This window comes from Streptomyces sp. LZ34 (assembly GCF_053890475.1).
The window spans coordinates 3,909,087-3,922,815 of sequence record NZ_CM132680.1; the positions used below are offsets into that span (position 1 = coordinate 3,909,087).

The 13,729-nt window shown below is 71.3% G+C and carries 14 protein-coding genes; 3 read left to right on the top strand and 11 right to left on the bottom strand.

Translation table 11 applies throughout. From position 1 onward, the window contains the following. Window positions 1-67 precede the first annotated feature (67 nt). The 4 genes from ACWY4P_RS15240 to miaA all read right to left on the bottom strand — a co-directional run bounded on the left by ACWY4P_RS15240 (window position 68) and on the right by miaA (window position 4,932). Window positions 68-2,251 (bottom strand): RelA/SpoT family protein, encoded by a 2,184-nt coding sequence (locus ACWY4P_RS15240; protein ID WP_456211093.1) that lies wholly within the window; start codon window positions 2,249-2,251, stop codon window positions 68-70. 136 nt (window positions 2,252-2,387) lie between these two features. Continuing rightward, entirely contained in the window at window positions 2,388-3,302 is a 915-nt protein-coding gene (gene dapF, locus ACWY4P_RS15245; protein ID WP_456211094.1) for a diaminopimelate epimerase, read from the bottom strand. A gap of 77 nt (window positions 3,303-3,379) precedes the next feature. Continuing rightward, window positions 3,380-3,886 (bottom strand): hypothetical protein, encoded by a 507-nt coding sequence (locus ACWY4P_RS15250; protein ID WP_456211095.1) that lies wholly within the window; start codon window positions 3,884-3,886, stop codon window positions 3,380-3,382. A 107-nt stretch (window positions 3,887-3,993) separates the two neighbouring features. Further along, complete coding sequence (gene miaA, locus ACWY4P_RS15255; RefSeq protein WP_456211096.1) at window positions 3,994-4,932, bottom strand: tRNA (adenosine(37)-N6)-dimethylallyltransferase MiaA; 939 nt, start codon at window positions 4,930-4,932, stop codon at window positions 3,994-3,996. A gap of 108 nt (window positions 4,933-5,040) precedes the next feature. On the opposite strand from miaA, the gene ACWY4P_RS15260 reads away from it, so the two are divergent. Together ACWY4P_RS15260 and ACWY4P_RS15265 are read left to right on the top strand one after the other, a co-directional pair. Further along, entirely contained in the window at window positions 5,041-5,271 is a 231-nt protein-coding gene (locus ACWY4P_RS15260) for a hypothetical protein (RefSeq protein ID WP_456211097.1), read from the top strand. 24 nt (window positions 5,272-5,295) lie between these two features. Beyond that, on the top strand, window positions 5,296-5,550 hold the full coding sequence (locus tag ACWY4P_RS15265; RefSeq protein ID WP_456211098.1) for an antitoxin: 255 nt from the start codon (window positions 5,296-5,298) through the stop codon (window positions 5,548-5,550). A gap of 114 nt (window positions 5,551-5,664) precedes the next feature. Here the strand turns inward: ACWY4P_RS15265 and ACWY4P_RS15270 are convergent, their stop codons facing one another. The 5 genes from ACWY4P_RS15270 to ACWY4P_RS15290 form a co-directional block, all read right to left on the bottom strand. Next, a complete protein-coding gene (locus tag ACWY4P_RS15270; RefSeq protein WP_456211099.1) occupies window positions 5,665-6,387 on the bottom strand; it encodes a class III extradiol dioxygenase subunit B-like domain-containing protein in 723 nt (240 codons plus the stop codon). A 10-nt stretch (window positions 6,388-6,397) separates the two neighbouring features. Continuing rightward, the gene (locus ACWY4P_RS15275) at window positions 6,398-6,733 is read right to left on the bottom strand and encodes a hypothetical protein (RefSeq protein ID WP_456211100.1); all 336 of its coding nucleotides are present in this window, start codon (window positions 6,731-6,733) and stop codon (window positions 6,398-6,400) included. 60 nt (window positions 6,734-6,793) lie between these two features. Then, window positions 6,794-8,251, bottom strand: coding sequence for a tRNA (N6-isopentenyl adenosine(37)-C2)-methylthiotransferase MiaB (miaB, locus tag ACWY4P_RS15280; RefSeq protein ID WP_456212932.1), 1,458 nt, complete (start codon window positions 8,249-8,251; stop codon window positions 6,794-6,796). Between the two features lie 105 nt (window positions 8,252-8,356). Further along, the gene (locus ACWY4P_RS15285; protein WP_456211101.1) at window positions 8,357-9,664 is read right to left on the bottom strand and encodes a condensation domain-containing protein; all 1,308 of its coding nucleotides are present in this window, start codon (window positions 9,662-9,664) and stop codon (window positions 8,357-8,359) included. Window positions 9,665-9,667: 3 nt separating this feature from the next. Then, window positions 9,668-9,934: an acyl carrier protein gene (locus ACWY4P_RS15290; RefSeq protein WP_456211102.1), complete on the bottom strand. Its 267-nt coding sequence runs from the start codon at window positions 9,932-9,934 to the stop codon at window positions 9,668-9,670. An 85-nt stretch (window positions 9,935-10,019) separates the two neighbouring features. On the opposite strand from ACWY4P_RS15290, the gene ACWY4P_RS15295 reads away from it, so the two are divergent. After that, a complete protein-coding gene (locus tag ACWY4P_RS15295) occupies window positions 10,020-11,558 on the top strand; it encodes an amino acid adenylation domain-containing protein (RefSeq protein WP_456211103.1) in 1,539 nt (512 codons plus the stop codon). 31 nt (window positions 11,559-11,589) lie between these two features. Here the strand turns inward: ACWY4P_RS15295 and sbnA are convergent, their stop codons facing one another. Both sbnA and sbnB read right to left on the bottom strand, forming a co-directional pair. Beyond that, window positions 11,590-12,630: a 2,3-diaminopropionate biosynthesis protein SbnA gene (sbnA, locus tag ACWY4P_RS15300; RefSeq protein WP_456211104.1), complete on the bottom strand. Its 1,041-nt coding sequence runs from the start codon at window positions 12,628-12,630 to the stop codon at window positions 11,590-11,592. A 15-nt stretch (window positions 12,631-12,645) separates the two neighbouring features. Beyond that, on the bottom strand, window positions 12,646-13,701 hold the full coding sequence (sbnB, locus tag ACWY4P_RS15305) for a 2,3-diaminopropionate biosynthesis protein SbnB (protein ID WP_456211105.1): 1,056 nt from the start codon (window positions 13,699-13,701) through the stop codon (window positions 12,646-12,648). Between the last annotated feature and the right edge of the window lie 28 nt (window positions 13,702-13,729).

Here is a 13,729-nt window from a genome sequence, read left to right on the forward strand (position 1 = left end):
CCGGAGGGGCCGAGACAGGCCGGAAGGAGCCGCCGGGGGGAAGCGGACGGTTGGGGACCGGCCGGGTTCAGGACCGCGCCGCCGCCATGCTGCGGCCCGCCCGCGTCACGTCGTAGACGCCGGGCACATCGCGCATGGCGCGCATCAGCGTCGGCAGCCGGCCGGGGTCGGGCAGCTGGAGCGTGTACGTATGGCGGACGCGCTGCTCGCGGGGCGGCTCGACCGCGGCCGAGACCACGGCCACCCCTTCGGCGGCGATGGCCTCGGTGAGGTCGGCCAGCAAGTGAGGTCTGCTGAACGCCTCGGCCAGGAGGGTCACGCGGTAGTCGCCCCCGTCGCCCTCCTCCCCGTCCAGCCAGCGCACCCCGACCGTGCCGCGCCCGGCCGCCGTCATGCGGGACACCGCGGGGCACTGCTCACGGTGGACGGTGACGGCCCCGCCGCGCACCGCGAAGCCGATGACGGCGTCCGGGGGCACGGGGGTGCAGCAGCCGGCCAGCCGGACGGCCGCACCGGGCAGGTCCGCGGCGACGCCCGGGGCGACCGCCACCCGGCCCGCGGCCCCACCGGGCGCACCGGCACCCGCGGCCCCCGCCGGGTCCTCGGCCGGTGCGGAGTCCGGGCCGGTGGCCGACTGGGGCTGCTGCCGCTCCGGATTGGCGGCCAGCCAGCGGCTGATGGCGATGCGCGCGGCGGGCGTACGCGCGTGGTCGAGCCACTCGGGCGAGGGCCCTGAGGAGGCGGCGTCGCGGGTGTCGCGCGCCATGAGCAGCTGGAGCATGTCGCCGTCGCGCAGCACGGTGCTCAGCGTCGCGATACGGCCGTTGACCCTGGCCCCGATGCAGTCGTGGGCGGCCTCGCCGTGCTGGGCGTACGCGGCGTCCACACAGCTCGCGCCCGCGGGCAGGCCCAGCGTGCCGCCGTCGGCCCTGAAAACGGTGATCTCCCGGTCCTGGGCGAGCTCGGCGCGCAGCGAGGACCAGAAGGTGTCGGGGTCGGGGGCGGCACTCTGCCAGGCCAGCAGCCGCGACAGCCAGCCGGGGCGGGTGGGATCGACGCGCTCGCCGTCGGGGGCGTCGGCAGCCTCCAACGGCACGTTCGGCGTGTTGGGCGCGTACGGATTGCCGAGGGCGATCACTCCCGCCTCGGCGACCTGGTGCATCTGGTGGGTGCGGATGAGGACTTCGGCGACCTCGCCGTCGCGCCCGGCCACGGCCGTGTGCAGGGACTGGTACAGGTTGAACTTGGGGACCGCGATGAAGTCCTTGAACTCCGAGATGACCGGGGTGAAGCAGGTGTGCAGCTCGCCGAGGACCGCGTAACAGTCGGCGTCCTCCGAGACGAGGACGAGCAGCCGGCCGAGGTCCGAGCCGGTCAGCTCGCCGCGCTTGAGGCCGGCCCGGTGGACGGACACGAAGTGCCGGGGCCGGATGAGGACTTCGGCGGCGATGCCCGCCTCGTGCAGCACGGCGCGTACGTCCTCGGCGGCGCGGGCGAGCGGGTCCGGGCGGCCCGCGTGGTCCAGCAGGAGCTCGCGGGTGCTGGCGTACTCCGCGGGGTGGAGGATGGCGAAGACCAGGTCCTCCAGCTCGGTCTTGAGGGCCTGCACGCCCAGCCGCTCGGCGAGTGGAATCAGCACATCGCGGGTGACCTTCGCGATGCGGGCCTGTTTCTCGGGGCGCATCACGCCCAGGGTGCGCATGTTGTGCAGGCGGTCGGCGAGCTTGATGGACATCACGCGCACGTCGTTGCCGGTGGCGACCAGCATCTTGCGGAAGGTCTCGGGCTCGGCCGCCGCGCCGTAGTCGACCTTCTCCAACTTGGTGACGCCGTCGACGAGATAGCGGACCTCCTCGCCGAACTCCTCGCCCACCTGATCCAGCGTCACGTCGGTGTCCTCGACCGTGTCGTGGAGGAGTGACGCCGTCAAGGTCGTGGTCTCGGCTCCCAGTTCGGCGAGGATGAGGGTGACGGCGAGCGGATGGGTGATGTACGGCTCGCCGCTCTTGCGCATCTGGCCGCGGTGCGAGGACTCGGCGAGCACATACGCCTTGCGCAACACGTCGAGATCGGCCCCGGGGTGGTGGGCCCGATGCACCTTGGCCACATGCTCGATCGCGTCCGGCAGGCGGCCGCGGGCAGGCGAGCCCAGCAGCGCGGCCCTGCTGAACCTGCGGAGATTTCGCAGGTCGATGCGCGGGAGGCCGCGCCTGCGGCCGAGAGCGGCGTGGTCGGTGGCCTCTGCGCTCATGGGCACCTCCGGCGGCATCGAGCGTCAACCGGCGTGGGTACTCCCCCTGGGCCGGTGCTTGATGCTACCGAGCCCATCACGCACGGCCGACCGGCTCTCGCCCAGAGTGAAATGGATCACCCATTGGGGTGAACTGTCAAGCGAGGGCCGTGTCCAGCCAGGCGGGGTCGAGCTCGCCCTCGGCGACGATCACGGCCGGGCCGGTCATCTCCACCGTCCCGTCCGGAAGCTCGCTGATCACCAGGCGCCCGCCGGGGACGTCCACGGTGTAGGTGACGGGGTGGCCGTCGGCCGCGGGGTCGGCGCCGTCCCGCCGGGCGGCGGCCACCATCACGGCGCAGGCGCCGGTGCCGCAGGAGCGGGTTTCGCCCGATCCGCGCTCATGCACCCGCATCGCCACATGGCGCGGGCCGCGGTCGACCACGAACTCGACGTTGGTGCCGTGCGGATACGCCGAACCAGGGGTCACGGCGGGAGGGTCGAACAGGCGCCCCGCCTGGCCGAGGTCGTCGACGAACGCGACCGCGTGCGGGTTGCCCATGTCCACCTGGCGGGCGGGCCAGCTCTGCTCGCCGACGGTGACCGTGACCGGGCCGTCGGGGCCGGGCTCGGGCAGGGCGGCCTTGCCCATCCCGACGGTGATCGCCCCGCCGGGTCCGTCCGCGCCACTGAGGTCGTCCTTGGCGATGTGGATGTGGCGCACTCCGGCCCTGGTGGCGACCGCAAGATCGCCCGCCTCGACGAGCCCGGCCCGCTCCAGATAGCGGGCGAAGACGCGGACGCCGTTGCCGCACATCTCGGCGATGCTGCCGTCGCTGTTGCGGTAGTCCATGAACCACTCGGCCTCGTCGGCCATGGCCCGCGCCTCGGGGTGCGCCGAGGACCGTACGACGCGGATCAGCCCGTCACCGCCGATGCCGGCCCGGCGGTCGCAGATACGGGCGACGGCGGCCGCGGACAGCTCGAGCCGTCCGTCCGGGTCGGGGACGATGACGAAGTCGTTCTCGGTGCCGTGGCCCTTGAGAAAGGCCGGGCGGGGCGCGTCGCTCATCCTTCGATCTTACGGGGCGCTCAGGACAACCGCCCGGACAGGGCTCCGCTACGGCAGAGCTCCGCTACCAACAGGGCTCAGCGGAGGCGGGCCACGCGCCAGAAGGTGAGGGTGGCCAGCAGCGCCACGATCACGACATACAGCACGACGAACCGCCAGTCGGGGCGGCGCCCGGAGCCCCGGGGCGGCAGCCCGGGCCAGGTGTAGCCCACGCGGCGGGCGGCCATCAGGCCCCACCCGGCGGCGCAGCAGCTGAGCAGCAGGCCGAGCATGGCGACCACCGCCCCGCCGTCGCCGAATTCGAAGGCGAGAGGGAAGGCGAACATCAGGGAGCCCAGGATGGCGAGGCCCACGATCGGCGCGAGCTGCCAGATCCGCAGCCGGCGGGGCGGGCGCAGCTCGCTGAAGGACTCGCCGGCGGCGGGGAGGCCCTCGGTGCCGTCGTCGATGGCCAGGGCGCCGGGCTCGCCGGGGACCACGTCGTCGTCCGGACCGTCGGAGGCGAGGTCCGGACCGTCGGAGGCGAGCGGTCCCGGATCGCCGTGGGGCGACTGCCGCGATACGTCGCGAGGGCCGGCCTCCATCGCCACCCGCCCTCCCAACTCCTGAACGACAGCACGATCGGAGCTTGATGATGGCATGCCCGTGGGGGCCGGTATGGCACACGGAGCGTCCCGATGCCATCACGTGATCAGGCTGTGACCGCCCGGTCGACCAACGCCAGCGCGTCCGGCAGAAGCTCCCCGCGGCGGGCGGCCGCGCCGCTGAGCCAGTGGACGCGCGGGTCGCGGCGGAACCAGGAGTCCTGGCGGCGCGCGAACCGTTTGGTGGCCCGCACGGTCTCGGCGCGCGCCTGCTCCTCTCCGTACTCGCCGGCCAGCGCGGAGAGCACCTGCTGATAGCCCAGAGCGCGGGAGGCGGTGCGCCCGGCGCGCAGCCCGGCGCCCTCCAGCCGCCGTACCTCGTCCACGAGGCCGGCCTCCCACATGCGGTCCACGCGTACGGCGATCCGCTCGTCCAGCTCGGGGCGCTCGACGTCGACGCCGATCTGCAGGGTGTCGTAGACGGCCTCATGGCCCGGCAGGTTGGCGGTGAAGGGGCGGCCGGTGATCTCGATGACCTCGAGCGCCCGGACCACCCGCCGGCCGTTGCTGGGCAGGATCGCGCGGGCCGCCTCCGGGTCGGCGGCGGCGAGCCGGGCGTGCAGGACCCCCGAGCCCAGCTCCGCCAGCTCGGCCTCCAGCCGGGCCCGGACGGCCGGGTCCGTGCCGGGGAACTCGAGGGCGTCGATCGCCCCGCGGATGTACAGCCCCGAGCCGCCGACCAGGACGGGGGTGCGGCCCTCCGCGAGCAGCCGGTCGATCTCGGCGCGGGCCAGCCGCTGGTACTCGGCGACGCTGGCCGTCTCGGTGATGTCCCAGATGTCCAGCAGCCGGTGCGGCACCCCTTGCCGCTCCTCCGCGGTCAGCTTGGCGGTGCCGATGTCCATGCCCCGGTAGAGCTGCATGGAGTCGGCGTTGACCACCTCGCCGCCGAGGTGGCGGGCGAGGGCAACGCCCAGGTCGGACTTTCCGGCCGCGGTGGGGCCGACGACGGCGATGACGCGGGATGGAGGGCCTGCGGTATTCACCGGACCAGTCTCGCAAATCCTGGACGGCCTACTCGAACGAGCGACGTGACGGCGCACTTCCGGGGTCGTTGCCCGAACAGCACGCGGTATCGCCCACACGAGTAGGGTATGGAGAAACATATGGGTGTTTTTGATTGGTTTCGTCGAGCGGCGCGGGGACACGGCGAGGCGGAGGCATCGGCGGGCGAAGGCATCGGTATCCCGAAGCAGCAGTCCAAGCAGGAGGCCGATGCCGCGCGGGAGGCTGTGCGCCATCCTGAACAGGAGACGGCGCCGGAGGCCGTGGGGAAGCCTTCCGGCGGCGCGGACAACGAGACCGGCGAGAGCGCCCGCACATAGTCATTGACCGAGGGAAGGTGGCCCATGAGCGTGCTGGACAACCTCAAGGCCAAGGCCGGAGTCATGAAGGACAAGGCCGTCGGCTTCACACGGCAGCACGAAGAGAAGATCGAGAGAGGCCTGGACAAGGCCGTCAAGACGGTCGACACCAAGACCAAGGGCAAGTACCGCGACAAGCTCGAGACCGGTGCGGGCAAGGCCAAGAACGCCCTCGGCCGCTTCTCCCACCCGCAGGAAGGCGAGGGCAGGGCCAAGGGCCACGGCCGGCCCAACGCCTGAGCCCTGCCGGTGAACGGCCGCGGAGCAGCCGCTCCGCGGCCGCGCCCATGTCCGCCCCCGGCCCGCCGCCCGCCGCCCCGCCCAGGCACGGACGCGCGCCCGCCTCCGCGGCCGCTACGACCACATCGCGACGAAATACCCCACGCCGTACGGCGCTCCCTCATACCGCAACTCCCCCTTCAGCGCGGCCCCCTCGCCGGCGCCCGCGAGCACCTGCAAGGGCGCCCGGCCCGCCGCCTTCAGCTCGGCCGCCAGCTCCTCGTCCAGCGCGGCGAGCGCGCCGCCGTCCGCCGCGCCCAGCGCCCGCGCCACCTCCGCGTCGAAGGCGGCCGCACGCTCGTCGAGATAGCCCGGAGCCTTCAGCGTCCGGCACGCGCTGCCGTCGCCCATCACCAGCAGCGCGACCCGCTCGGCCTGCGCCGCCAGCTCCCTTCCGACTTCTCTACACCGCTCGGACGCCAGAGGTTCCCCCACGCCCAGCCCTTCGACCGGCGCCGCCTGCCACCTCGCGCGCTCCAGCAGCCACGCGGCCACGGCCAGCGAAGGCGGCAGCATCCGCTCGGAGGCCTCGGGCGCGGCCTCGCCCCAGCCCCCGAGCCGTACGTCCAGGTCCACCCCGAAGCCCTCGAAGGACCCGGGCGTGCCCTGGGGGTGCGGGCCCCGCCCGTCCCGCTCCGCGGGCCCGACGACGATCAGCCGCTCGGGCCGCGCCGCGGCCAGCACACCGACCGCGTCCAGGCACGCCGCGCGCAGCGCGTCCAGCTCACCGGCCGCCCCGGCGGCGACCTCGGGCACCAGGAGCGGCGGGCAGGGACAGACAGCGGCGGCGATCAGCATGATCGCCAGCCTATCCGGCGGGCTCGGGCCGGGGCGCCGAGTCCCACAGCAGCTCGGCCACCCGGAACCGGTAGCAGTAGTTGCCCGTCGCGGCCTCCAGGACCATCAGGAAGACGTCGCCGTCCCGGTACACCAGCTTCCGGTACGGGTTGGCCGGGTGCCTCGGCTCGTAGCGCAGCACGCGCTCGCGCAGCTCCTGGAGGGCCTCCTCCCGGCTCCCTCTGATGTGCCCCAGGGGAGTGACCGAGTGGTTCCTGGCGCCCGGGCCCATGATCTGGAGGTAGTCCTCCATGAGCAGGCCCCACCACGTCGTCACGCCATCCCCCGTCGCGCCGTCCCCCGTCACGCCGTCTCCCCCGTCGGATCCCACTCGCCCAGTCGTGCGGTCGCTCAGTCGTGCGGTCGCTCAGTCGCAGCCGCAGCCCGCGGCGGGCGCGGCCACCGGCGGCGGGGCGCCGACGGTCGGCAGGCCCAGCATCACGCCCGCGGGCTTCTTCTCCTCGGCCGCGTTGCGCCGCTCCCACGCGTCGCCCGCGCGGGTACGCCGCACGCCCGTGGCCGGGCCCTCGGCGAGCAGGTGGTGCGGCGCGGCGTAGGTGATGTCCACGCTGACCACATCACCCGGACGGACGCTCTCTTCGGGCCGCGCGAAGTGGACGAGGCGGCTGTCGGGGGCGCGGCCGGACAGCCGCCGGGTGGCGCCGTCCTTACGGCCCTCGCCCTCGGCGACCAGCACCTCCACGGTCCGGCCGACCTGCTTCTTGTTCTCCTCCCAGGAGATCTCCTCCTGGAGGGCCACCAGCCGCTCGTAGCGCTCCTGCACGACGGCCTTCGGCACCTGCCCGTCCATCTCGGCGGCGGGCGTGCCGGGCCGCTTGGAGTACTGGAAGGTGAACGCCTGCGCGAAGCGCGCCTCACGCACCACGTGCAGGGTCTGCTCGAAGTCGGCGTCGGTCTCGCCGGGGAAGCCGACGATGATGTCGGTCGAGATCGCGGCGTCCGGCATGGCGGCGCGCACCTTCTCGATGATCCCGAGGTAGCGCTCCTGCCGGTAGGAGCGGCGCATCGCCTTCAGCACGGTGTCGGAGCCGGACTGGAGCGGCATGTGCAGTTGGGGCATCACGTTCTCGGTCTCGGCCATGGCGGCGATGACGTCGTCCGTGAAGTCACGGGGGTGCGGCGAGGTGAAGCGGACGCGCTCCAGGCCGGACACCTTCCCGCAGGCGCGCAGCAGCTTGCTGAACGCCTCGCGGTCCCCGATGTCGGACCCGTACGCGTTCACGTTCTGGCCCAGCAGGGTGATCTCGCTGACGCCCTCGGCGACCAGGGCCTCCACCTCGGCGAGGATGTCGCCCGGACGGCGGTCCTTCTCCTTGCCGCGCAGCGCCGGGACGATGCAGAAGGTGCAGGTGTTGTTGCAGCCGACGGAGATGGAGACCCACGCGGCGTACGCCGACTCGCGCCGCGTCGGAAGGGTGGAGGGGAAGGCCTCCAGGGACTCGGCGATCTCGACCTGGGCCTCTTCCTGGATCCGGGCGCGCTCGAGCAGCACCGGCAGGCTGCCGATGTTGTGGGTGCCGAAGACCACGTCGACCCAAGGGGCCTTCTTGACGATGGTGTCGCGGTCCTTCTGGGCCAGGCACCCGCCGACCGCGATCTGCATGCCGGGGCGCCTGGCCTTGATCGGCGCCAGCCGGCCGAGATTGCCGTACAGCCTGTTGTCGGCGTTCTCCCGCACCGCGCAGGTGTTGAACACGACGACGTCCGCGAAGGCCTCGTCGCCCTCGCCCACGCCCTCGGGCGCGCGGACGTAGCCGGCCTCCTCCAAGAGGCCGGAGAGCCGCTCGGAGTCGTGGACGTTCATCTGGCACCCGTAGGTGCGCACCTCGTAGGTCTTCAAACCGGCTACCTCACTGCTGCTCACCCATCCAGGGTAAGGGCCCGCGATCAGGCCACCGTGCCGAATGCCTCATCCGCCGGGGCCGCCACCGACGGCGTCGGCGGCGTCGGCGAGGAGCTCCGGCACCGACCGCAGCCGGGAGATGAAAGCCTCCAGGTGATCCGCCAGCCGGTCCAGGTCGTACAGCTCGGCGTTGCCGTCGAAGGATATGTCCAGCCCCTGGCCGTCCAGCCGGTCGTAGACATTGATGGACAGATCCTCGACCGGCCCGGCGCTCATGCTGTGGACGGTGGCGGGATGGCCCGCGAAGCGGGTGCCGTAGCTGAAGGACATGATGTTGATCTCGGGGCCGAACTGCTTCCTTCCCTCAGGCAGCCCCGGAAGCTCGCGCACCAGGCGCTCCCGTGGGTAACGCTGGTGCGCCACGGCCTCCTCCACACGCCGGGCGGCCTGCGCCACCAGGTCCGCGAAGGCCGTCCCGGGGTCCAGGACGAGGCGCAGCGGCACCACGTTGGTCAGCATCGCCGGTACGCGGCGCAGCATCGGGTTCGTACGGCCGGTCACCGGGAGGCCGACGACCACCTCACGGACCCCGGTCGCCCGGTGCAGTTGCAGGGCGACCACTGCGATGACCACCTCGGGCCAGGTCACGTCCAGCCGCCGGGCCGCCGCGCGCAGGGCGTCGACCTCCGCCGGGGTGAGGCGGGCACTGCGGCGGACGCAGCCGCGGCCGCGGGTCGGGCGCCAGTCGGTGAGGCTCGTCACTTCGGTCTGGTCCGCCAGCCGGGAGAGCCAGAACCGGCGGTCCTGTTCGAATTCCTCGGAGGCCTGGTAGGCCATGTCCGACGCGATGACGTCCGCGAAGGTGGCCGGGGGCCGCGGTCGGCGGGGCGCGCCGGTCGCCAAGGAGGTGTAGACGTCGGCTACGTGGGAGGCGGTGAGCGCGAGCCCGAACCCGTCCACGACGACGTGGTGCGCGGCCCGGTACCAGAAGTACCGCTCGGCGCCCGCCTTGAACAGCGCCCACGTGAAGAGCGGGCCCTTGGCCAGGTCGTACTCCTTGGCCAGGTCCTCCGCCATCCAGCGCTCGGCGGCGGCCCGGGGATCCGGCTCTCCGCTGACGTCCAGATAGGGCATCGGTACGTCGACGGTGTCGTCGATGTCCTGGCACAGCCCCTCCTCCCCGACGCCGAACCGGGCCCGCAGGGCCGGAGTGGCGGCCACGACCTCGCGCAGCGCGGCCTCGAAGAGGACGGGGTCGACGGGGCCCCGGATATCGCTGTACTCCGCGATGTTGAGAGATCTGTCGTCGGGGTCGAGCTGTTGGGCGACCCAGACCTCGGTCTGGGCCGAGGACAAAGCCAGCCGCTCAGCCATCGGTCACCCGGCTTCCGCTCGCTGCGCCCGGAGCTCGGCGACGAACTCGCAGACGCTGTCCAGAGTGTGAAATTTCTCGGCGATGGCGCTGCTGCCGGGCAGGATCACATCGAAACGCTTCTCGATAAAACTGCCCAGCCTGGCCACGGAGAGAGAGTCGAGAATTCCCCACTCCAGCAGCGGGGTATCCGGGTCCACGACACCCTGGCCTTTCAAGACCTTTTCTTCAATGAAGCCCTTGACGGCGTCGAAGGTCTCGCTATCCTTCATCCGACTCCCCTAAATATTTTCAAGGCAATTGACGCTACTGTTCCGCCGGGACGCCTGTCAAGACATATACGGAGACCTCACTGTGATGCTGCACGAACTCGTCCGGACCGCGGCCCGGCGCACCCCAGACGCACTGGCCGTCGTGGGTCCGGGCGGCGCGGCAAATTATGCTCAATTGGACGCATGGTCCGATGAGCTCGCGCTCGAACTCGCCGGTCTCGGGGTACGCGCGGGTGACCGCGTCGGCATTTGGCTCGATAAATCCGTGGCCGCCGTCGCCGTGATGCAGGCGACCCTGCGACTGGGAGCCGCATACGTTCCCCTCGACCCGCAGGCGCCGCTTCAGCGCATTGCGAAACTCGTGGCGGATTTCGCCCCCGCGGCGCTGGTCACGCTGCCCGAGCGAGCGAAAGCGCTGGAGGAGGCCGGGGTGGCCACCACCTCGCTGTGCGCCTGGCCCGACGGCGCCCGCTGGCAGGAGCTGCCCGCCGCGGCCCCCTCGCCCGACCGCCACGTGCCGCGCCCCACCGGCAGCGACGACGACCTCGCCTTCATCCTCTACACCTCCGGGTCCACCGGCGAACCCAAGGGGGTGTGCCACAGTCACAACAGCGCATGGGCGTTCATCTCATGGGCCGCCGAGATACAGCAGGCACAGGCCGCAGACCGATATTCGAATCACGCCCCCTTTCATTTCGACCTGTCGGTGAACGATATTTATGTGCCGTTCTCGGTGGGCGCCTCCGTCCATCTCGTGCCCCAGGAGGCCTCGTATTCTCCGAAGGCGCTGGTCCGGTTTCTCCTGGATCAGGAGATCACCGTCTGGTATTCAGTGCCGGCGGCGCTCATGCTGATGATGAGGCATGGCGGCCTGCTGGAGACCGAGGTACCGGCACTGCGCTTCCTGCTGTTCGCCGGCGAGGTGTTTCCGATCGACCCGCTCAGGCAGCTGCGCGACCATCTCCCACACATTCGGTTCATGAATCTCTACGGGCCGGCCGAAACCATCATCAGCACCGGCTACACGGTCGGCGACATTCCGGCGGAGCGCATTCTCCCCGTACCGATCGGCACCGCCGCATGCGGCAACACCGTCACCGTGATACGCCCCGACGGACAGCCGTCCCGAGCGGGCGAGGAAGGTGAGCTGGTGGTCACCGGGCCGAGCGTCATGCTCGGTTATTGGGGTCGCCCCCCGGTGACCGACCGCACCTATGCGACCGGCGATATCGCGCTCGTGCTGGAGGACGGAAACCTTCAGTTCGTGGGCCGGCGCGACGCCATGGTCAAGCTGCGCGGAAATCGCATCGAACTCAGCGAGATCGAAGCCGTGCTGCAGAGCCACGAAGGGGTCGCCGAGGCCGCGGCCGTGGTGGCGGGCAGTGGTATCGACGCGCATATCGTGGCGTATGTCGTCCCCGCACCGGGGCATGATCCCTCACTCATCGATCTCAAACGGCACTGCGCCGGGCAGCTGCCCCGGCACTCGATCATCGACACCGCCCACCGACTGCCGTCCCTGCCGCGCAACGCCAACGGGAAGGTCGACCGCCGGCTGCTGGCCGCCCGGACCGCCGACGAGCAGTCGGCGGACATGGCGGACGCGGCGTCATCGGGCCGGTGACGGCGGGTGGGGTGACCTGAGCGGCACACGGTCACCCCACCCCGGTCTCGGCCGGGGTAAGACACGGCACCGCGGGCCGCGTCGCGCCGTCCTCGGGGGTGGGCACGTCGTAGCCGATGCCGAACCCCTCCTCACCGTAGACATCACGCACCCAGGACTCCTCGTAGATCGTGTCCAGATAGCGCTCGCCGAGGTCGGGCGAGATGGCCACGGCGGTGACCGGCGATACGGAGCGGTGTGCGGCCAGCCAGCGCTGCGCCCCGGCGATGACCGTTCCCGTGGAGCCGCCGAACAGGAACCCGGCCGCGGCGAGCCGACGGCAGACCCTGACCGTCTCTTCCTCCGGCACCATCACCACGTCGTCGACGAAGGAAGGGTCCAGCAGCTGGGGGCGGACGCCCGCGCCGAGCCCCGGGATCATGCGCGTCCGCGGCGGGCCGCCGAAAGTCACCGAGCCCACCGTGTCCACGGCCACGATGGCCACCGGGCGCTGCCACTCGCGGAAGTACCGCGCGCACCCCATCAGCGTGCCCGTGGTGCCCGCCCCCACGAACAACACGTCCAGCTCCGGGAATTGCCGGGCGATCGCCGGTGCGGTGGTCCGGTAGTGGGCGGTCCAGTTCTGGGCGTTGGTGTACTGGTTCAGCCACACATAGCGCGGATCGGACGCGCACAGGTCTTGGACATAGCTCAGCCGTGCGGCGAGGTACCCGCCCTCCTCGTCCGGCACCGTGACGGAGTACACCTCGGCGCCCATCGCCTCCATCAGCCGCCGTGTGCTCGGATTGCACCGCGCGTCCGTCACACACAGGAAGCGATAGCCCTCGCTGGCGGCGATCATGCTGAGCGCCACCCCGAGGTTGCCCGACGACGACTCCACCAGAATGGACTTCTTGGTCAGCAGGCCCGATTCCGCTGCCTGTGCCACCATCGCGGCGGCCGCCTTCAGCTTGATGGAGCCCGCGAAGTTGAAGCCCTCGCACTTGAGGTGGAGTTCGATTCCCAGGACCGGCCGGAGATCCACGTACACGTCCTCGGCGTTGAAGTCCTGGGGAGAGGTGATTACCGGCACCGTGGCCACCCCGTCCTACGCATGTCCGCCACTCGCCTTCTCGTCCCCGTAGCGGCTGACCTCATGGAAAAAGTCGCTGATGATCCGTAGTTCGCCACGGTCACGGACCACGTCGTAGACGTGCTTGCTCACCGCGAGGTCGAGTACCCCGAGGCCGAACGGCGAGAAGACGATCGGCCTGTCCTCGGGAAGCCGCACCCGTCCCGACATGACGTCGTACAGCGTCCCGTCGATGAAGTCCCGGTTCCCCACTGCCTGTTCCACCAGGTGGGGCGAGGTGTCCGCCTTCAGACAGTGCTCGATGTCGTCGACGATGTTGGCCGACTTCAGCACGATCTCCGGCGCCAGGTCGCGCAGCGAGATGTGCAGCACGACGGGGTGGTGCGAGAACCAGTCGGCCTCGGCGACATGGGGGGTGCCCGCGACGGTCGCGAACACCACCAGGTCACTGGAGCGGATCAGGTCCTCGGCCTTGTCGTGCACGGTGATCCGCCCGCCGGCTCCGGTCCGCTCCACGTACGAGCGGAAGCCGCCCGCGTGCTCAAGGCTGAGATCGTGCACCCCCACCTCGTCGAACGACCAGCCCGCGCCGTGCAGATAGGTGTGGATGTAGCGGGCGATGAACCCGGCGCCGAAGAACCCGACGCGCCGCGGACGGCCACGCTCCCGGGTCAGCCAGTCGGCGGCCAGGGCGGCGGATCCGGCGGTGCGCGCGGCGCTGATGATGGAGCTCTCCATGCAGGCGATCGGATATCCGGTCGCCTGGTCGTTCAGCACGACCACGGCGGAGGCGCGGGGGATGCCCGCGTCGACGTTCCCTGGAAAGCTGGATATCCACTTCAGCCCGTCGACCTGGGTGCGCCCGCCGATGGACGCGGGCAGCGCGATGATGCGGGAGGCCGGCCGGTCGGCGAAGCGCAGGAAATACGACGGAGGGTTCACCGTGTCGCCCTCGCCGTGGACCCGGTACGCCTCCTCGATGAGCTCGATGACCTGCTGTTCCTGCCCGGCGAGCGCTTGGTCCACCTGGGAGCCGGGGATGACGGAGAAAGGGGGGATCTGGAGGTTCATGAGGAAGTGCGATTCCGTTCTGGAAAGG

Coding starts and splice junctions, on each gene's coding strand:
- ACWY4P_RS15240 (WP_456211093.1), bottom strand. CDS start 2,251: ATGAGCGCAGAGGCCACCGACCACGCCGCTCTCGGCCGCAGGCGCGGC.
- dapF (WP_456211094.1), bottom strand. CDS start 3,302: ATGAGCGACGCGCCCCGCCCGGCCTTTCTCAAGGGCCACGGCACCGAG.
- ACWY4P_RS15250 (WP_456211095.1), bottom strand. CDS start 3,886: ATGGAGGCCGGCCCTCGCGACGTATCGCGGCAGTCGCCCCACGGCGAT.
- ACWY4P_RS15260 (WP_456211097.1), top strand. CDS start 5,041: ATGGAGAAACATATGGGTGTTTTTGATTGGTTTCGTCGAGCGGCGCGG.
- ACWY4P_RS15265 (WP_456211098.1), top strand. CDS start 5,296: ATGAGCGTGCTGGACAACCTCAAGGCCAAGGCCGGAGTCATGAAGGAC.
- ACWY4P_RS15270 (WP_456211099.1), bottom strand. CDS start 6,387: ATGCTGATCGCCGCCGCTGTCTGTCCCTGCCCGCCGCTCCTGGTGCCC.
- miaB (WP_456212932.1), bottom strand. CDS start 8,251: ATGAACGTCCACGACTCCGAGCGGCTCTCCGGCCTCTTGGAGGAGGCC.
- ACWY4P_RS15285 (WP_456211101.1), bottom strand. CDS start 9,664: ATGGCTGAGCGGCTGGCTTTGTCCTCGGCCCAGACCGAGGTCTGGGTC.
- ACWY4P_RS15290 (WP_456211102.1), bottom strand. CDS start 9,934: ATGAAGGATAGCGAGACCTTCGACGCCGTCAAGGGCTTCATTGAAGAA.
- ACWY4P_RS15295 (WP_456211103.1), top strand. CDS start 10,020: ATGCTGCACGAACTCGTCCGGACCGCGGCCCGGCGCACCCCAGACGCA.
- sbnB (WP_456211105.1), bottom strand. CDS start 13,701: ATGAACCTCCAGATCCCCCCTTTCTCCGTCATCCCCGGCTCCCAGGTG.